General features: G+C 71.8%; 19 protein-coding genes. 11 read left to right on the top strand and 8 right to left on the bottom strand.

The features are described from left to right. The first annotated feature begins 21 nt into the window (after positions 1–21). The 4 genes from ABEB12_RS08700 to ABEB12_RS08685 are packed head-to-tail and all read left to right on the top strand — an operon-like array spanning position 22 to position 4109. Entirely contained in the window at positions 22–783 is a 762-nt protein-coding gene (locus ABEB12_RS08700) for a DeoR family transcriptional regulator (protein WP_185064412.1), read from the top strand. Continuing rightward, positions 780–2093 carry a family 4 glycosyl hydrolase gene (locus tag ABEB12_RS08695; protein WP_185064410.1) on the top strand — a complete coding sequence of 438 codons (1314 nt, stop codon included), beginning with the start codon at positions 780–782 and terminating at the stop codon, positions 2091–2093. The genes ABEB12_RS08700 and ABEB12_RS08695 overlap by 4 nt, the downstream gene beginning before the upstream one ends. A gap of 10 nt (positions 2094–2103) precedes the next feature. Further along, the gene (locus tag ABEB12_RS08690) at positions 2104–2628 is read left to right on the top strand and encodes an NUDIX domain-containing protein (RefSeq protein ID WP_185064409.1); all 525 of its coding nucleotides are present in this window, start codon (positions 2104–2106) and stop codon (positions 2626–2628) included. A 14-nt stretch (positions 2629–2642) separates the two neighbouring features. Continuing rightward, positions 2643–4109: a glycosyltransferase family 39 protein gene (locus tag ABEB12_RS08685; protein ID WP_185064407.1), complete on the top strand. Its 1467-nt coding sequence runs from the start codon at positions 2643–2645 to the stop codon at positions 4107–4109. 2 nt (positions 4110–4111) lie between these two features. Here the strand turns inward: ABEB12_RS08685 and ABEB12_RS08680 are convergent, their stop codons facing one another. Further along, a complete protein-coding gene (locus ABEB12_RS08680; RefSeq protein WP_185064405.1) occupies positions 4112–4543 on the bottom strand; it encodes a hypothetical protein in 432 nt (143 codons plus the stop codon). Between the two features lie 64 nt (positions 4544–4607). Between ABEB12_RS08680 and ABEB12_RS08675 the strand changes: the two genes are divergently transcribed. Both ABEB12_RS08675 and ABEB12_RS08670 read left to right on the top strand, forming a co-directional pair. Further along, on the top strand, positions 4608–5549 hold the full coding sequence (locus ABEB12_RS08675; protein WP_185064403.1) for a diacylglycerol kinase family protein: 942 nt from the start codon (positions 4608–4610) through the stop codon (positions 5547–5549). 452 nt (positions 5550–6001) lie between these two features. Continuing rightward, the gene (locus ABEB12_RS08670) at positions 6002–6256 is read left to right on the top strand and encodes a WhiB family transcriptional regulator (RefSeq protein WP_185064401.1); all 255 of its coding nucleotides are present in this window, start codon (positions 6002–6004) and stop codon (positions 6254–6256) included. A 95-nt stretch (positions 6257–6351) separates the two neighbouring features. Here ABEB12_RS08670 and ABEB12_RS08665 read toward each other — a convergent pair whose 3' ends face one another. After that, positions 6352–7851 (bottom strand): histidine kinase N-terminal domain-containing protein, encoded by a 1500-nt coding sequence (locus ABEB12_RS08665; RefSeq protein WP_185064399.1) that lies wholly within the window; start codon positions 7849–7851, stop codon positions 6352–6354. 87 nt (positions 7852–7938) lie between these two features. On the opposite strand from ABEB12_RS08665, the gene ABEB12_RS42060 reads away from it, so the two are divergent. Further along, entirely contained in the window at positions 7939–8013 is a 75-nt protein-coding gene (locus tag ABEB12_RS42060) for a 50S ribosomal protein bL37 (protein ID WP_425415348.1), read from the top strand. A 77-nt stretch (positions 8014–8090) separates the two neighbouring features. Here the strand turns inward: ABEB12_RS42060 and rsrA are convergent, their stop codons facing one another. Together rsrA and ABEB12_RS08655 are read right to left on the bottom strand one after the other, a co-directional pair. Continuing rightward, positions 8091–8447, bottom strand: a complete 357-nt coding sequence (gene rsrA, locus ABEB12_RS08660) for a mycothiol system anti-sigma-R factor (protein WP_185064397.1) — start codon at positions 8445–8447, stop codon at positions 8091–8093. After that, positions 8444–9130 (bottom strand): sigma-70 family RNA polymerase sigma factor, encoded by a 687-nt coding sequence (locus tag ABEB12_RS08655; RefSeq protein ID WP_425572232.1) that lies wholly within the window; start codon positions 9128–9130, stop codon positions 8444–8446. Before ABEB12_RS08655 ends, rsrA begins: the two co-directional genes overlap by 4 nt. Before the next feature lie 229 nt (positions 9131–9359). Here ABEB12_RS08655 and ybaK point away from each other — a divergent pair, with 229 nt between their 5' ends. Together ybaK and ABEB12_RS08645 are read left to right on the top strand one after the other, a co-directional pair. Then, positions 9360–9833, top strand: a complete 474-nt coding sequence (gene ybaK / locus ABEB12_RS08650; RefSeq protein ID WP_185064396.1) for a Cys-tRNA(Pro) deacylase — start codon at positions 9360–9362, stop codon at positions 9831–9833. 288 nt (positions 9834–10121) lie between these two features. Then, positions 10122–10637, top strand: coding sequence for a hypothetical protein (locus tag ABEB12_RS08645; protein WP_185064394.1), 516 nt, complete (start codon positions 10122–10124; stop codon positions 10635–10637). Between the two features lie 61 nt (positions 10638–10698). Here ABEB12_RS08645 and ABEB12_RS08640 read toward each other — a convergent pair whose 3' ends face one another. Together ABEB12_RS08640 and ABEB12_RS08635 are read right to left on the bottom strand one after the other, a co-directional pair. After that, positions 10699–11310: an alpha/beta family hydrolase gene (locus ABEB12_RS08640; RefSeq protein ID WP_185064392.1), complete on the bottom strand. Its 612-nt coding sequence runs from the start codon at positions 11308–11310 to the stop codon at positions 10699–10701. Further along, positions 11307–12071 carry an SOS response-associated peptidase family protein gene (locus ABEB12_RS08635; protein ID WP_185064390.1) on the bottom strand — a complete coding sequence of 255 codons (765 nt, stop codon included), beginning with the start codon at positions 12069–12071 and terminating at the stop codon, positions 11307–11309. The genes ABEB12_RS08640 and ABEB12_RS08635 overlap by 4 nt, the downstream gene beginning before the upstream one ends. A gap of 66 nt (positions 12072–12137) precedes the next feature. Here ABEB12_RS08635 and aroA point away from each other — a divergent pair, with 66 nt between their 5' ends. Further along, positions 12138–13424, top strand: coding sequence for a 3-phosphoshikimate 1-carboxyvinyltransferase (gene aroA, locus ABEB12_RS08630; protein ID WP_185064388.1), 1287 nt, complete (start codon positions 12138–12140; stop codon positions 13422–13424). A gap of 7 nt (positions 13425–13431) precedes the next feature. Next, on the top strand, positions 13432–14448 hold the full coding sequence (gene rsgA / locus ABEB12_RS08625; RefSeq protein WP_185064386.1) for a ribosome small subunit-dependent GTPase A: 1017 nt from the start codon (positions 13432–13434) through the stop codon (positions 14446–14448). A 412-nt stretch (positions 14449–14860) separates the two neighbouring features. Here the strand turns inward: rsgA and ABEB12_RS08620 are convergent, their stop codons facing one another. Both ABEB12_RS08620 and ABEB12_RS08615 read right to left on the bottom strand, forming a co-directional pair. Further along, positions 14861–15190, bottom strand: a complete 330-nt coding sequence (locus tag ABEB12_RS08620) for a hypothetical protein (protein WP_185064384.1) — start codon at positions 15188–15190, stop codon at positions 14861–14863. A 10-nt stretch (positions 15191–15200) separates the two neighbouring features. Further along, complete coding sequence (locus ABEB12_RS08615; protein WP_185064383.1) at positions 15201–16832, bottom strand: hypothetical protein; 1632 nt, start codon at positions 16830–16832, stop codon at positions 15201–15203. Positions 16833–16976: the final 144 nt, after the last annotated feature.

Below are 16976 nucleotides of genomic sequence, written 5' to 3'. Positions count from 1 at the left end.
ATCGTGCGCTATGTTGGCCCCGTGCTAGCGGCCATCCGCCATGGGGAGATCGTCCGCCTGGTGCGGTCCTCGGGCGTGGTGTCGGTACAGGCGCTCGCCGACAACCTCGGGGTGAGCCCGTCCACCATCCGCCGCGACCTGCAGTGCCTGGACGCCGAGGGGATGCTCCGGCGGGTGCGCGGCGGGGTGACCCTGCCGAACGGCGACCTGGACGACCCGGTGCCGTTCGCCCAGGTCGCGACGGTGGCGGCGGACGACAAGGAGCGCGTGGCCCGGCGCGCGGCCGAGCTGGTCGCCGACGGCGAGGTGGTGCTGCTGGACATCGGCACCACCACCGCGATGCTGGCCCGGTACCTGCGCGGGCGGCGCATCACGGTGATCACCAGCAGCCTGGCCGTGGTGGACGAGCTGCGCGACGACCAGTCGGTGGAGCTGCTCGTGCTCGGCGGGATCCTGCGCCGCAACTACCTGTCCATGGTCGGCATGCTGACCGAGCAGGCGCTGCGTGAGGTGCGCGCGCACCGCCTCTTCCTGGGCACCAGCGGCATCCGGCGGGACGGCCGGGTGATGGACTCCACCGTGGTCGAGGTGCCGGTGAAGCGCGCGATGATCGCCTGCGCGGAGCACACCGCGGTGCTCGCCGACCGCACCAAGTTCCCCGGCACCGGCCTGCTCCCGGTGTGCGGCCCCCAGGACGTGGACGTGATCGTCACCAACGAGGGAGCCGACCCGCTCACCCTGGCCGCGTGCGCGCGGGCCGGCACCGCGATCGCGCTGGCATGAAGCTCACCATCCTGGGCGGCGGCGGCTTCCGCGTCCCCCTGGTCTACCGCGCCCTGGCCGGTTCCCCGATCACCGAGGTCGCGCTGCACGACGTGGCCCCGGGGCGGCTGGCCGCGATCCGGGCGGTGGTGGCGCGGTTGCCCGGTCCCGCCGTGCGCACCACCACCGACCTGGACGACGCGCTGGCCGACGCGCGCTTCGTGTTCGCCGCGATCCGGGTGGACGGACTGGTCGGGCGCACGCTGGACGAACGGGTGGCGCTGGCCCACGGGGTGCTCGGCCAGGAGACCACCGGGGCCGGCGGCATCGCCTACGGCCTGCGCACGGTTCCGGTGGCCGTCCGGATCGCCGAGCGGATCGCCGCCGTGGCGCCGCGCGCGTGGACGATCAACTTCACCAACCCGGCCGGAATGATCACCGAGGCGATGCGCCGGGTGCTGGGCGACCGGGTGGTGGGCATCTGCGACTCGCCGGTCGGCCTGATCCGGCGGGCCTGCGCCGCACTGGACATCCCGGAGGGGGTGGCCCACGCCGACTACGTGGGGCTGAACCACCTGGGCTGGCTGCGCGGGCTGCGGGTGGACGGCACCGACCGGCTGCCCGAGCTGCTCGCCGACGACGCCGCGCTGGCCGGCATCGAGGAGGCGCGCCTGATCGGCCCGGACTGGGTGCGCGACCTCGGCGCGCTGCCCAACGAGTACCTCTACTACTACTACCGGAACCGGGAGGCCGTGCGGGCGATCCGGGGCGCGGCCAGCACCCGCAGTGAGTACCTGGCCGAACAGCAGGAACGGTTCTACGCCTCGGTGGCCGCCGACCCGGCCGGCGCGCTGGCCCGCTGGGAGGCCACGCGGGCCGAGCGGGACGCCAGCTACATGGCCGAGGGCCGGGGCGAGGCGGAGGAGCGCGCCGCCGAGGACATCGCCATCGGCGGCTACCAGGAGGTCGCGCTGCGCCTGATGGAAGCCCTCTCCGGGGCCGGCCCGGCCCGGGTGTTGATCCTCAATGTGCGGGGCGGCGGCGCGCTGGGCGGGCTGCCGGCCGACGCCGTGGTGGAGATCCCGTGCGCGGTCGGCCCGCACGGCATCACGCCGCTGGCCACCGGCCCCCTGCCCGGCGGGATGCTGGGCCTGCTGCAACAGGTCAAGGCGGTGGAGCGGGACACCATCGAGGCCGCGCTGACCGGTTCGGCGGCCCTGGCCCGGCGGGCCTTCGCGCAGCACCCCCTGGTCGACTCGGCCGCCGTGGCCCGCGACCTGGTGGACGCCTACCGGAAGGCCCACCCCTCCCTTTTGGAGCTGCTCCGCTGATAATGGCCCGGTGACCGGACTGCGCCGGGCGGCGGTGCTGCTGCCGTTATACCGAGGCCCGGCGGGCGAGCCCAGGCTGATCCTGATCCAGCGGACCCCGCGCGGCCGGCACGCCGGACAGATCGCGCTGCCCGGCGGCAACCAGGAGCCCTCCGACCCCAGCATGCGGGACACCGCGCTCCGGGAGACCCGCGAGGAGCTGGGCCTGCCGGCCGAGGAGCCGATCGACGTGCTCGAGGAGCTCCCGGTCACCCAGACCTACAGCACCGGCTACCTGGTCTGGCCGTTCATCGGCCGGCTGCACGGGGTGCCGGAGCGCTGGCGGCCGCAGCAGAGCGAGGTGGCCGAGGTGCTGGACTTCGCGGTCGCCGAGGTGGCCGACCCGGCCACCGTGGGCCGCCAGCGCATCGCGGTTCCCCAGTTCCGGGGCGAGGTGCCGGTGCGCCGGGTCGGCGGCTACACCATCTGGGGGCTCACGCTGCGCATCCTGGAGCCGGTGCTGCCCCGCGCGCTGGCCGGCGAGTTCCCGGTGTGACCGGTGTGACCGGTATGACCCGGCTGATCGCGCTGGCCACCGGCGCGGTGCTGGTCGCGTTCGCCGGCGGCTACGGCTGGCACCGGGACGAGTTCTACTACCTGCGGGCCGGGTTGCACCCGGCGCTGGGCTACGTGGACCAGCCACCGCTCACCCCGCTGATCGCCGGGGCCGGCTACCAGCTGTTCGGTGACTGGCTGGTCGGCTTCCGGCTGCCCGCCGCACTGGCCGCGGCGCTGACCGTGCTGCTGACCGGGGCGCTGGCCGGCCAGTTGGGCGCCGGACGCGGCGGCCGGGCGCTGGCGGCCGGCGCCGTGGCGGTCTCCGCGTTCCCCATCGCCACCGGGCACGTCGTCTCCACCAGCACCTTCGACCTGCTGGCCTGGACCGCGCTGAGCCTGCTGCTGGTGCGGGCGGTCCGAGACGGCGGGCCGGTCTGGCTGGCCGCCGGCGCGGTGGCCGGTCTGGGCCTGCAGAACAAGGCACTGATCATCGCGCTGCCCGCCGCCGTGGCACTAGGCCTGCTCGCGGTGGGGCCGAGGAGCGCGCTGCGCGGCCGCTGGCCGTGGCTGGGCGCCGGGGTGGCGCTGCTGATCTGGGCGCCGCACCTGGCCTGGCAGGCCGCCAACGGGTGGCCGCAGCTGACCATGGCCGACTCCATCGCCACCGTGGGCAACGGCGGCAGCGTGGGCCGCTGGCTGTTCCTGCCCTTCCAGCTGGTGCTGTTCTCCCCCCTGCTGGTGCCCATCTGGCTGGCCGGCTGGCGGGCGCTTCACCGCGAGCCGGCGCTGCGCTCGTTCGCGGTGGCCTTTCCGCTGCTCGCGGTGTTGCTGCTGGCCGCGGGGGGCAAGCCGTACTACCTGGCCGGCATGTACCCGCTGCTGCTGGCCGCCGGCGCGCAGCCCACGCTGCGCTGGGTGGCGCGGGCCGCCGGGCCGCGCGCGGCGAGGCTCCGGCGAGGGTTGCTGGCCGGCGCGCTGGCGTTCAGCGCCGCGATCACGGCGGTGCTGATGCTGCCGGTGCTACCCGCCCGGCTGCTGCCCGGCACGCCGATCGTCGCCATCCAGCCGATCTCGGCGGAGTCCATCGGCTGGCCGGAGTTCACCGCCGCCGTCTCGGCCGCCTACCGAGCAATCCCGCCGCCGGAGCAGGCCGAAACGGTGGCGCTGACCCGCAACTACGGCCAGGCCGGGGCCATCGACCTTTTCCGGGACCGGGACCCGTCGGCGCTGCCGCCCGCCTACAGCGGGCACAACGCCTACTACTCGTGGGGCCCACCCCCGGAGTCGGCCCGCACGGTGGTCGCGGTCGGCGTGGACGAGACGCGGCTGCGCGAGTGGTTCGGCTCGGTGCGGCCGGCCGGCCGGGTCGACAACGGGATCGGCCTGGACAACGAGGAACAGGGCCGGCCGATCTGGCTGTGCCGGGACCGCCGCGTGCCCTGGGCGGTCATCTGGCCCGCCCTGCGCCGAGTGGGCTAGGCCTAACCCCGGCGGGTTTCGTCCAGATCGGCCGCCCACTCGCGGGCCGGCGGGGACATCAGCAACCCCAGCGCGGCCAGCACCACGACGGCGGTTGCCGCGCCGAGCGGCACCTGGCCGGACGGCACCAGCAGCGTGTAGGCCACCGGCAGCAGCAGAAGCTGCGTGACGATCGCCGGAGTGCGCGCCCAGAACAGGCCGCGCAGCAGGCCCACGGCCACCCACAGCAACGCGGCCCCGCACAGCGCGAACATGCCCGCCTCACCCAGCAGCGGCCCCAACGGCAGGCTGGCCGAGGAGGCCCGGACCACCAGGTACCCGGCGAACCCCACGCCCAGCAGGCCCTGCAGGCCGACCAGCACGGCGGCCGCGCGCACCGGCCACGGCGGTCGGGCACCGGAACTCGGTGGCCGTTCGGCGGGCGGTTGAGTCACGCCCGCGAGGTTATCGCCCGGCCGGGCGCGGGACGCGTTCACCCGCTTTGGTTACCCTTCCCTCGTGCGCGCCCTGCTCGTGGTCAACCCCCAGGCGACGTCGACCACCCCCGCCGGGCGCGACGTGCTGGCCCGGGCACTGGCCAGCGAGCTGAAACTGGACGTGCTGCAGACCCAGTACCGGGGACACGCCGCCGAGGCCACCGCCGCCGCCGTGCGCGCCGGCGTGGAGCTGCTCATCGCGCACGGCGGGGACGGCACGGTCAACGAGGTGGTCAACGGCATGCTGGAGGCCGCCGCCGAATCCGGCGTGTTGCCCCCGCCGACCGAACTCCCGCTGCTGGCCGTGGTGCCCGGCGGTTCGGCGAACGTGTTTGCCCGGGCGCTCGGCCTGCCGCCCGACCCGATGGAGGCCACCTCGGCGGTCCTGCGCGCGCTGGCCGAGCGCAGCTGCCGGACGGTGCGCCTCGGGCGGGCGGACGACCGGTGGTTCACCTTCAACGCGGGCATGGGCTGGGACGCCGACGTGGTCGCCTCGGTGGAACGGGCCAGGGCGCGCGGACACGAGGCCAGCCCGGTCCGGTACGCCCGCACCGCGCTGCGCCACTACTTACGGCAGCGTCGCCACCCGAACGTGCTCACCGTCGAGGTGCCCGGTCGGTTGACCGAGACCGACCTGCGGCTGGCGATGGTCTGCAACACCGATCCGTGGACGTACCTGGGCTCCCGCCCGGTGCGCACCAACCCCGGCAGCGGCGCGACGGACGGCCTGGCGCTGTTCGGGTTGCGCAGTCTCGCCATGGGCACCGTGTTGCCGGTAATACGCGAGATATTGCGCAAACAAGGTGATCCAAACGGCCCGAACGTGGTACGTCACGACGAATTGCCACTCATTCGAGTGAGCAGCGAGACCCCCGTGGCGCTCCAGGTGGACGGCGATTACCTGGGAGAACGCCGCGAGGTGGAGTTCCTCTCAGTTCCCTCAGCACTGCGCGTCGTCGTGTGAGAACCGCGGCTCGTCGCGGTTGCCGGTGCGACCATCGGACGTAGCCAGCCCTTTTTCCGCCATTCACCGACCGAGCTGAACCGTCGATCCCGTTGGGGCTCGCATAGTTGCCCGTGATCGTTCAACGTTGTTCTCGAAGCCAGCACGGCCGCTGAGGAGCAATCCTCTGGCACGGTCGGCCCGGAACTCGGGGGAACCGCGTATAGCGCGGAGAACCCGGTGGGGCCGGCGGGTTCGGTCAGTCGTTCAGCGTAGTCGGTGACGCGGAGTAAACAGCCGCTACCCCGATTACGGTGTGTGGGTGAGGAAGCTCTCACCCGGCTGTCCCAGAATCCTTGAATAGACCCGTCGCTCGTGAAAGAATTCACAAGCGATATGACCGCAGACCAACCGCGATGAGGTGTGCCGGGCAACAACCCGCCCGGCGCGCGGAAGCAAGGAGCAAAGCAATCATGGACTGGCGCCACCGCGCGAGCTGCCGTGACGAGGACCCGGAGCTTTTCTTCCCCGTGGGGACGTCCGGGCCCGCACTTCTGCAGGTCGCCGAGGCCAAGACCGTCTGTCGGCGCTGCCCGGTGAACACCGAGTGCCTGACCTGGGCGCTGGAGAGCGGCCAGGATGCCGGTGTCTGGGGCGGTATGAGCGAAGACGAGCGTCGTGCGCTGAAGCGCCGCAACGCTCGCACTCGGGCACGTACGGGAGCCTGAGGGATACCCGAAAAGGGACCAAGCCCCAAACGCGCTCCCCGTCCGCGAGCCCGGACCGTTCAACGGTTCCGGGCTCGCGGTCTGTCTGAAGAACGTCAGTTGCGCAGCAACGGCACGCGGAGCACCGCTTCGGTGCCGATCGGCGCGCGCGGACGCATGCTCAACGAGGCGTCCAGCTCGGACTCCACCAGCGTGCGCACGATCTGCAGGCCCAACCCCTTGGACCGCTCCAGCGAGAAGCCCTTGGGCAGGCCCCGGCCGTCGTCCAGCACGGTGACCTCCAGCCAGCCGGCCGAGCGGTTCGCCAGCAGGACCACCTCGCCGCGCGCGCCCGGCGCGAAGGCGTGCGAGATGGCGTTGTGCACCAGCTCGGTCAGCACCAGCACCAACGGGGTGGCCAGCGCGCTGTTGATCACGCCGAAGGTGCCTTCGCGGCGCACCGTGACCTTGGACTCGGTGATCGCCACGTCGGTCATCATCGGGATGACCCGGTCCACCACCTCGTCCAGGTCCAACCGTTCGTCGACGGAAAGCGACAGGGTCTCGTGCACCAGGGCGATCGAGGTCACCCGGCGCATCGACTCGCCGAGTGCCTTGCGCGCCTCCTCGTTGGGGGTGCGCCGGGACTGCAGCCGCAGCAGCGCGGCCACCGTCTGCAGGTTGTTCTTCACCCGGTGATGGATCTCCCGGATCGTGGCGTCCTTGGTGATCAGCGCGCGGTCCCGGCGCTTCACCTCGGTCACGTCCCGGACCAGCACCAACGCGCCGGCCGGTGCCCCACGCGGGCGCAGCGGTAGCGCGCGCAGCAGCATCGCCGCCCCGCCCGCCTCCAGCTCCATGCGCAGCGAGGGCTTGCCGTCCAGCGCGGCCTTGATCCGCTTGACCACCTCGCTGGCGTCGAACGGGTCGCGGGCCAGCGGCCGGGTCACGTTGCTCAGCACCGCGCCGACCAGGTCGGCGGCGTGGCCCATCCGGTGGTAGGCGGACAGCGCGTTCGGGCTGGCGAAGACCACCCGGCCACCGGTGTCCAGGCGGATCAGCCCGTCGCCCACCCTGGGGTTGGTCTGGGTGTCGGCCGTGGAGTCCGGCGAGGGGAAGGTGCCGTCGGCGATCATCTGGCACAGGTCGGCGGCGCCGCCGAGGTAGGCGATCTCCAACGGGCTGGGCACCCGGGCCACGGCCAGGTTGGTGTCCCGGGAGAGCACCGCGACCACGCGCGAGTCGCGATATACCGGGATCGTCTCCCGGCGCACCGGAATGCCCTGGTGCCAGCGCGGCTCCTCCTCCCGGCAGATCCGCCGGTCGGCCACCGCACGGCGCAGCGGCGCGTGTTCCGGCTCGGTCACGATGGAGCCGACGGCGTCCTCGGGGTGCGCGGTGGGGGCGGTGGTCGGCCGCGCCTGGGCCACGCAGAGGAAACGGGTCTCCTCGGCCGGCGCGGCCGTGTCCTCTTCCGGCAGTGGAATCCACAGCATGAAGTCGGCGAACGACAGGTCGGCCAACATCTGCCACTCGGCGACCACCCGCTGCAGGTGGTCGACCTCTTGCCCGGAGAGCTTGGTGTGCGCCGCGACCAGCTCGGTCAGCGTTGACAAACCCTCTCCCATCACCCGCTGTCGAGGGACATCCAACCACGCATGGCAGACTCGGCTGAGCACCTAGTTGGAAAGTGAGGCGAGACCATGTCCCGCAGGGCCCGCAAGCGGCGCTCCCGCAAGAGCAACGGCGCGAACCACGGCAAGCGCCCCAACGCCTGACGTACGACGCGTGACCGGGGCGGTCTCTGCCTCCCGCACGCGCCGAACTGGGCGCGTGCTCGGCAAGCGCGTTCGCGCTAGAGCCGGCGTTCGATCCGGGTGCTGCGCACCTCGATGCTGGCGTGGCCGCCCCGGTGCTCGATCCGCACCTCGGCCTCTTCCACGGTGACCTGCGCCTGCTCGGCCATGGCCGAGCGGATCTGGTCCCTCAACCGGGCCCGCAGGGTGTTCGGCGCCTGCTCGCCGCCGCACTTGCGGGCCAGCAGCTTCTTCAGCTTCTCCTCGAGGCCGTACTCGGCCAGGCACGGGTTGCACTCGTCCAGATGCTTGGCCAGCAGCTCACGGCGCGCCTGGTCGCACTCCCGGTCGAGGAAGAGCCATACCTCCGCGAGCACCTCGTTGCAATGGGTCTCGTGCTCGTCTCCGCAGCTCACCTGGCCACCTCCTGGCCACGCAGGAAACCACGGTCACGCGCGGTGTCGGTCAGCAGGTCCCGCAGCTGGCGCCGGCCGCGGTGCAGGCGCGACATCACGGTACCGATCGGGGTACCCATGATGTCAGCGATCTCCTTGTAGGCGAAACCCTCGACATCGGCCAGGTAGACCGCCATGCGGAAGTCCTCGGGCAGCTCCTGCAGCGCCGCCTTCACGTCGCTGTCCGGCAGCCGGTCCAGGGCTTCCACCTCGGCCGAACGCAGCCCGGTCGAGCTGTGCTCGCCGGCCTGCGCGAGCTGCCAGTCGGTGATCTCGTCGGTGGGGTACTGGCTGGGCTGCCGCTGCCGCTTGCGGTAGCCGTTGATGTAGGTGTTGGTGAGGATGCGGTACAGCCAGGCCTTCAGGTTGGTGCCCGCGCGGAACGAACCGAAGGCGGCGTACGCCTTCAGATAGGTCTCCTGCACCAGGTCCTCGGCGTCGGCGGGGTTGCGCGTCATGCGCAGGGCGGCACCGTACAGCTGGTCGAGCAGCGGCATGGCGTCCCGCTCGAACCGACTGGCCAGGGCGGCCTCGTCCTGGGGGGTGGCGGCTTCCGGCTCCGCTGGTTCGGGCGTGGCCGGTTCGAGCGCGGTGTCCAGCTCGGAAGGCGTGGCCGACGCCACCGCCTCGCTCTCTGTTGCCACCAAGTTCCCTCCGTGCCGGTCGGCCGGCTTGCCGACTCGCGAAGAGGATACGCCCCGGGTCCGACGATTTTTGCCGGGCGCGGACGTGGTGCCGGCGGCGAACAGCTCGGTCATCGACTCTTCCGGCCCCGACACGGTCGGTTCGGTCACGGCGGTAAGGCATGCGTGTCCCACGGGCGGTGGAACGCCCCCGGCCGACGGGACATTCCCACTCCGTAAGGTGCACCACATGGCAGGCAAGACCCCGGCCACCGCGCTGCTGGACGCCCAGCGGGTGTCCTACCAACTGCACAACTACCCGCACCGGGCCGGCCAGGCGTACGGGCCGGAGGCGGCCGAGGCACTCGGCCTCGACCCGCGCCGGGTGTTCAAGACGCTGGTCGCCGAGGTGGACGGCGCGCTCGCCGTGGGCGTACTCCCCGTGACCGACACGCTGGACCTCAAGGCGCTGGCCTCGGCCGTCGGCGGCAAGCGGGCCAGGATGGCCGAGGTGCGCGGCGCCGAACGGGCCACCGGCTACGTGGCGGGCGGCATCTCCCCGCTGGGCCAGAAACGCCGGCTGCCGATCGTGCTGGACGCCAGCGCCAACGGTTTCGACACCGTGTTCTGCAGCGGCGGCCGGCGTGGCCTCGAGGTGGAGCTGGCCCCGGCGGACCTCATCCGCCTGACTGGTGCCAGGGTGGCAACAATCACTGCTAGTTAACCGTTCGGGGCGGTGACCGAACGGGTCGGCGCAGGTGAATCGGGGAGCGGTTGACGTGCGTCGTTGCTTCCGGTACGACGGGCAGGCCAATTTCACACCGTTGGGCGAACACCACCGGCCGGCGGGCGCGGCCCCGTTGATCTCGTTACGGTGGGTAGGAAAGATCCGTTTGTCGCCCGGTAGTGTTACGTTCGATAGCGGTCGGGGGAGGACTTAGGGTGTTGGTGCAGTTTCGAGTTCACACGGCATTAGGCTGATGTGATGACGGTGACAGCTCCAAACGGGTCAATGCAGAACGTGGGATGGCCGAACTCCATCTCGCCGGGCATTGGCGCATTCCGCATCGACGTGCCGTCGGACTGGTCGGCCATAGAGCCGACCGGTGGTCTCATCGCCTTCCTGGCCCCGCCCCGGGACGAGTTCCGGGTGAACCTGGTCGTCTTCGGCGAGCGGGTGCCGGCCGACAAGGAGCTCGGCGAACTGGCCGAGGAGGCGCTGCTCGGCGCCGGCGCGACCGACATCGTGGCGATCGGCGTCGACGGCGCGGAGACCGAGGACCAGCTGCCCAGCGCGGCCCGGCGCACCGACATCATGCTGGAGGGCCGGATGGTCCGTCAGCTGGCCGTGACCACCGAGGGTCCGGATCGCTCCCCGACCGGGGTACGCAGCGTGTATGCGCTGGTCGGCAGCTGCCTGACCGAGCGGGCCGACGTGGACGAGCACGTGCTCACCGAGATGATCTCGTCGTTCACCGTGACCGCCGAGGAGCCCTCCGTGATGCAGGCCCAGCCGGCGCAGCGCTAACCAGCGCCGAAGGCGCTGGGCCCGAGCACGTGCCCAGCTAGGCGCGTGCGGGAAACTTGCTTCAGTCGGCGGGGCGCAGCACCCGCTCCAGCCACTCGCCCACCGAGCGAGCCAGGCCGTCCAGGTCGCCCTTGAGCGAATGGTCCCCCGGCTGGAGAACCACGTCCCGATGCGGCGCCGGGTCCGGCCGGCCGAACGGGTCCCGTTCCCCCTGCACCACCAGCACCGGGACCTTCACCCCGGCCAGCTCCGGCAGCCGGTCCTTTTCCGGCTTACCCGGCGGGTGCACCGGGAAGGCCAGGCAGAGCACCGCCATCGCACCGCCCTCGTCCGCCGTCCGGCAGGCCACCCGCGCACCGGACGACCGCCCGCCGAAGACCAGCGGCAACCCCTCCAGCACTCCCTGGCCGAGCTCGTCGGCGACCGCCAACCAGGCCGCGTCCAGCTGGTGCGCCGGGGCCGGCGCACGCCGCCCGGCCACCCGGTACGGCTGCTCGACCAACGCCACGTGCACCCCGGCCCGCTTCGCCGCCTGTGCCGCCGCCACCAGGTCGGGCGCGGCCAGGCCGCCACCCGCGCCGTGCCCGAGCAGCAGCCCGGCCCGGCCCTCCGGCGCGCAGTGCAGGGCCACCCTGGCCGGGCCGTGCGGCGTGTCGATCTCCCGGGCGGTCATTTGCCCAGTTCTAACGCGAGGATGGGTTCGACCTCTTCGGTGCGCCTGAGCAGCTCGGGACCCTCGTTGCGGACGTTGTTCACCAGGTTCGACACCGGGCGCAGCTCCATCCGGGCAACCCGCTCCGGCGCGGGCGGGCGGAGCATCGCGGCCACCCGCTCATCGTCGGCGCCGGTGTCCGGGTCCAGCCAGGCCTCCCAGTTCTCCGGCGCGATGAGCAGCGGCATCCGCTCGTGCACGTTGATCAGCTCGCCGACCGCGTCGGTGGTCAGCACGGCGGCGGTGATCAGGGGGTCGCCCTCGCCGTTCGCCGCGCGCCAGAACTCCCACACGCCGGCCATGGCCAGTGAGGCGCCGTCGCCGCCGGTGATGAAGTACGGCTGCTTGGCCGACCCTTCGCGGCGCCACTCGTACCAGCCCTCGGCGGGGATCAGGCAGCGGCGGGACTGCATGGCGCGGCGGTACGCGGGCTTCTCGGTGGCCGTCTCCGACCGGGCGTTGATCATGCGCGAGCCGACCGAGGGGTCCTTGGCCCAGGAGGGCACCAGGCCCCAGCGCATCACCCGCACGCTGCGCTCCGTGCGGTCCGGGTCGGGAGTGCCCTCCTCGTCGCGCGGGTGCCGCTGCACCACCGCGAGCATCGGTTTGGTCGGCGCGACGTTGTAGTCCGGACCCGGGTCATCGCCGCCGGTGGCATCCACCGCGCGGAACTCGTCGGCGATGTCCGTCGCCGATTTCGTCGAGGCATACCGGCCGCACATATATCGATGCTCCCACATGGCTCCCACGTAGCCCGGATCCGGCGGCGGTACGGAATCATGGGCCTCATGTCCGCCTCTGCCGCGCCTTGGGTGGCGCCCACCGTGTGCCGGCCGGTCAACGGCCGGGTCCAGGTTGCCGGTTCCAAGTCCCAGACCAACCGGGCGCTGCTGCTCGCCGCGCTGTCCGGCGGGCGCTGCGCGGTGAGCGGCGCACCGGCCACCCGGGACACCGCGCTCATGCTCGGCGCACTGTCCGCGCTGGGTGTGCCGGTGTCCGGCCAAGCGGGCGAGGTGCTGGCCATCGGCCCGCACGACGGGCTGCGCGGCGGTTCCACGGTGGACTGCGGCCTGGCCGGCACGGTGATGCGGTTCGCCCCGCCGGCCGCCGCGCTGGCCGACGGCCCGGTGCGGTTCGACGGCGACCCGCGCGCCCGGGAACGGCCGATGGGGCCGGTCCTGGACGCCCTGCGTGCCCTGGGCGCCGGGGTGGAGGGGGAGGCGCTGCCGTTCACCCTGCACGGCACCGGCGGGCTGCCGGGCGGCGAGGTGGTGCTGGACGCCTCCGGGTCGTCCCAGTTCGTGTCCGGGCTGCTGCTGTCCGGGGCGCGCTACGACAAGGGCGTCCTGGTGCGGCACGACGGGAAACCGGTCCCCTCGCTGCCGCACATCGAGATGACGGTGGACATGCTGCGCACCGCCGGCGTGGAGGTGGATGACACGGAGCCGAACAGCTGGCGGGTGTCCCCCGGGCCGATCGCCGCGCGGGACTGGGCGATCGAGCCGGACCTGTCCAACGCCTCGGTGTTCCTCGCGGCGGCGGCGCTGACCGGTGGCCGGGTCACCGTGGCCGGCTGGCCGGCGGAGTCCCGCCAGCCCGGCGTGGCCATCCTGGACATCCTGGCCTCGTTCGGCGCCTCGGTGTCCCCCGGGCCGGACGGTCTGACGGTGACCGGGCCGGCCGAGCTGGCCGGCGTGGACGTGGACCTGCACGACGTCGGCGAGCTGACCCCCACCGTGGCCGCGCTGGCCGCGTTCGCCACCGGGCCTTCGGTGCTGCGCGGGGTGGCGCACCTGCGCGGGCACGAGACCGACCGGCTGGCCGCGCTGGCCGCCGAGCTGACCGCGCTGGGCGGTTCGGCGGCCGAGACCGAGGACGGCCTGGCGATCACCCCGGTGCCGCTGCGCGCGCCGGCCGACCGGCCGTGGCGGGCCTACGCCGACCACCGGATGGCCACCGCCGGCGCGCTGGTCGGGCTGCGGGTGCCCGGGGTGGCGGTGGACGACATCGGCAGCACGGACAAGACCATCCCGGACTTCCCGGCCCGCTGGCGGGAGCTTCTGGGCGACTCGTGAGGCTGGGATGAGTCCGCGCGAGTACGACGAGTCCGACGTCCGGGTCCGCCCCGGGCGCGGCACCCGACCGCGTACAAAGCGCCGCCCCGACCACGCCGACGCCGCGCCGGCCATGGTCGTGGCGGTGGACCGGGGCCGCTGGACCTGCGTGCCGGACGGCGCCGCACCGTCCCAGCACGTGGTGGCCATGCGCGCGCGGGAGCTGGGCCGCACCCCGATCGTGGTCGGCGACCAGGTGGACCTGGTCGGCGACGTCAGCGGCGAGCCCGGCGCGCTGGCCCGGATCGTCCGGGTGGCCGAGCGGTCCAGCGTGCTGCGCCGCACCGCCGATGACGACGACCCCTACGAGCGGCTGGTGGTGGCCAACGCCGAGCAGCTCATCATCGTGGTGGCGCTGGCCTCGCCACAGCCGAGCGTCGGCTTCGTGGACCGCGCGCTGGTCGCCGCGTACGCCGGCGGCCTCACCCCGGTGCTGTGCCTGACCAAGGCCGACCTGGCTCCGGCCGAGAGCGTGGCCGAACCCTGGGCCGAGCTGGACCTGCCGGTCCTGGTCACCCGGCACGACCAGCCGCCTTCGGCGCTCCGCTCGGTACTGGACGGCCGGGTGTCCGCGATGCTCGGCCACTCGGGGGTGGGCAAGTCCACCCTGGTGAACGCGCTGGTGCCGGACGCCTTCCGGGCGGTCGGTGTCGTCTCCGGGGTGGGCAAGGGCCGGCACACGTCATCCTCCGCGGTGGCTCTGCCGCTCGACCCGTCGTCGGCCGAGGCCGGCTGGATCGTGGACACCCCCGGCGTACGCTCCTTCGGCCTGGCCCACGTGAGCGCCACCGACGTGGTCACCGCATTCGCCGACCTGGCATCAGCGGTGGACGACTGCCCGCGCGGCTGCGGCCACCTCGGCCCGCCCACCGACCCGGAATGCGAGCTGGACCAACTGGTCGCCCGAGGCGGCGTAAGTCCCGGCCGCCTAACCGCCCTCCGCCGCGTCCTGGTAGCCCTGAGCGCCCCGTCGTGGTCGGTTTGACCAGAACCGGGTCGATCGACCTCTGGCTGGCGGCAGCGAGCTGACGGACGCGAGCCCAACTGTTCGATCGCTCGAGTTCGGCGGGATCCCAGGCCATATCGGCGTCACTCAGCAACCGGTCAAGCTCATCCAGGCGTGACGACGCCTCCCGCCAGGTCGCCCGCCCCTCAAGTAAAGGTCTAAACACTCGCAGGCATCGTCAAACTCAAGGGCAAGCTCGTCGAGCGACTCATCTGTGCCGAGTTTCCGCAGGTATCCGAGCTACGCTCGAGTTTCTGCGACGAGACGAGCCAATGCCTCGCCCAAAGCCTTCAGCCCGGCAGGCGCTGTCTCCGTCATCCGATGATGCCCCCAGAGTGAATAGCGCAAGAACGGGCAACCCAGCCTACGTCGCAACTGATGGGTAGGTAACTCAAGATCCAGGCGCAGCAGACTTCGCAAGATAGAGCCATCGCCCTACATTCGCGTTTGAATCAGCTGGAGGGTCGTCAAGTAACACATCGCAGGTAATTAGCATGTCTTCAGGCTGCAGGAGGCCATCCATGTCAAATATTATCTCCTCGGCATCCTCCTTGACCTCGTCCACACTCGAGCCCACCCATATGCGAAAGTGGAGCCGATCGGACATGACTTCGAGAGCGACCGCGTTGACCGACGGCGCTATCAGACCGAGTAGCGCCTGGACCGCCGCAACCACGTACCTGTTCTCGCGCTCCACTTGTCGCTGATCGACTTTCACCACTCACCCTCCGTCATGGACTGATCGGGACCACACTCGGGCTAGACGTGCCCTTGATCATGAAAGTGTTCGTCGGCTGGTTGATATAACCCGAACCGGGATTGTTATTATAGCCGGTTACACCATCGAACTTGACCTTGACATGTCCGGCCTTGGTCACACCCATCACTTCAGCTGACCCATTATGAAAAGCGTCCAACACCTTTTGAGCATCGTCTGTCGTATTGAAATAGCTAACAGTCCGTCCAGCTGGAGTCGTACCGAGCACGTGTCTTGCCTGTTTCTGCGGGCTCACTGCGGCACGCACCGCCTGACGATCGATTGTTACGCCGGCGGGTGTGGTGATGAAGCGAGCTACCTTAGCCCCGTCCACGACCTCGTCGGCGCCTTTGAGGAGTTTACCCGCAATCTTTCCACCCGGAACAACACCCATCATGGCAAAGGTGGCTTCGCCCTCCTTGCCTTCGGCGAGGTAGGCGCCCGCATTGATGACGCTGGCGGCGATGCCGACCGGGCCGGGAACGAAGCTGGCGGCGTCCAGGATCAGGTGGCTGACCTCCAGTGCCGTGGAACCCGCGCTGGAGGAGTCGCAACCGGCTTTGCTTCCGGATCCGTCCGCGCACACCGCGCTCGTGCCCTGCTCGTAGGGTGGAATGCCGGTGACCGGGTTCGGACAGTTCTCCGCTCCCTCGCATTCCTGCGCGATCGGTACCGCTCCCGGCGACGGGGGTGGCTGGACCCCAGGGGCGGCAGGCGCTCCGGAGGGCCTGGCGCCGTCAACCGGCGCGGCGGGCAACGCCGTCTCGTTGGGCCGCGCCCCGTCGATCGGCGCCGGGGCCGGGGTCGTCTTCGCGCCGTCTCCGGGCGCTACGGGTTCGTCCCGTTTCACGCCGTCCGCGACCGGTGCGGCGGTCGGCGTCGGCCGTGCACCGTCGGCCGGGGCTCCCGGTGCCGGGGCCTCGGTCGGCCGAGCGCCGTCCGCGACCGGTGCGGCGCTTTCGGTCGGCCTCGAACCATCGGCCGCGGGCGCGGCGGGCTCCGTCGTCCTCGCACCGTCCGCGCCTGGAACAGGCGTCTCCGTCTGCTTCGCACCATCCGCGACGGGTGCGGGCGTCTCGGTCGGGCGAGCACCATCCGCGACGGGTGCGGGCGTCTCGGTCCGCTTGGCGCCGTCCGCGACGGGTGCGGCGGTCTCGGTTTGCCTGCTGCCGTCGGCAGCGGACTCGGTGGTCGGCGCCGAGCTTCCCTGGCCTCCGTTCGGCTCGGACGTGGGCTTGGAGCCGTCCGCGTTCGACTCCTCCTCCGGTTTCCGGTCGGAGGTGCCACCGCTCGAACCGGCGGACGAGTCGTTGTTGTCGGAGCCGCTGCCGCACGGACTCCCATCGGAGCCACAGCCACCACCACCGCTGCCGCCACCGCCGTCCGCACCGTCCTGCGCGGGCACCAGGGGCACGGCCGCCGATACCGGCCGCACGGCCATGGCGCCGGCGCCATGGCCGCCGACCGGCGCCGAGGCGGCAGCGAGCAACCGGGCCGGTGAGACGTCCACAACGCCGAGTTGCAGGACCACCGCCAGGCCGGCAACCAATGCGGAGATCGCCAGTCGACGGAAATTCCGGGCACGGCAAAGCGCCGGTCGCACCATTGGTGTACTCCCCCTGCTCCAAGAGCCGACGTGGACCAGACGCCGCTCGTCGAACCGCTCAGGAATCTATCAAGGGAAAGTAATTCTGAAGCGGCTATTCACAGAGATGAGTAGAACTACTCATGCGTCATACCCGCAGCTCAC

This window comes from Actinospineispora eucalypti, assembly GCF_039543365.1.
GTDB lineage: Bacteria > Actinomycetota > Actinomycetes > Mycobacteriales > Pseudonocardiaceae > Pseudonocardia > Pseudonocardia eucalypti.
The sequence above is the reverse complement of the archived record's forward strand: the minus strand, read 5'-3'. Positions and strand labels throughout refer to the sequence as shown.

Bases quoted from the DNA above. Each gene is read 5' to 3' on its own strand.
- ABEB12_RS08695 (WP_185064410.1), top strand. From the start codon at position 780: ATGAAGCTCACCATCCTGGGCGGCGGCGGCTTCCGCGTCCCCCTGGTC.
- ABEB12_RS08685 (WP_185064407.1), top strand. From the start codon at position 2,643: ATGACCCGGCTGATCGCGCTGGCCACCGGCGCGGTGCTGGTCGCGTTC.
- ABEB12_RS08670 (WP_185064401.1), top strand. From the start codon at position 6,002: ATGGACTGGCGCCACCGCGCGAGCTGCCGTGACGAGGACCCGGAGCTT.
- ybaK (WP_185064396.1), top strand. From the start codon at position 9,360: ATGGCAGGCAAGACCCCGGCCACCGCGCTGCTGGACGCCCAGCGGGTG.
- ABEB12_RS08645 (WP_185064394.1), top strand. From the start codon at position 10,122: ATGCAGAACGTGGGATGGCCGAACTCCATCTCGCCGGGCATTGGCGCA.
- ABEB12_RS08640 (WP_185064392.1), bottom strand. From the start codon at position 11,310: ATGACCGCCCGGGAGATCGACACGCCGCACGGCCCGGCCAGGGTGGCC.
- ABEB12_RS08635 (WP_185064390.1), bottom strand. From the start codon at position 12,071: ATGTGCGGCCGGTATGCCTCGACGAAATCGGCGACGGACATCGCCGAC.
- aroA (WP_185064388.1), top strand. From the start codon at position 12,138: ATGTCCGCCTCTGCCGCGCCTTGGGTGGCGCCCACCGTGTGCCGGCCG.
- rsgA (WP_185064386.1), top strand. From the start codon at position 13,432: ATGAGTCCGCGCGAGTACGACGAGTCCGACGTCCGGGTCCGCCCCGGG.
- ABEB12_RS08615 (WP_185064383.1), bottom strand. From the start codon at position 16,832: ATGGTGCGACCGGCGCTTTGCCGTGCCCGGAATTTCCGTCGACTGGCG.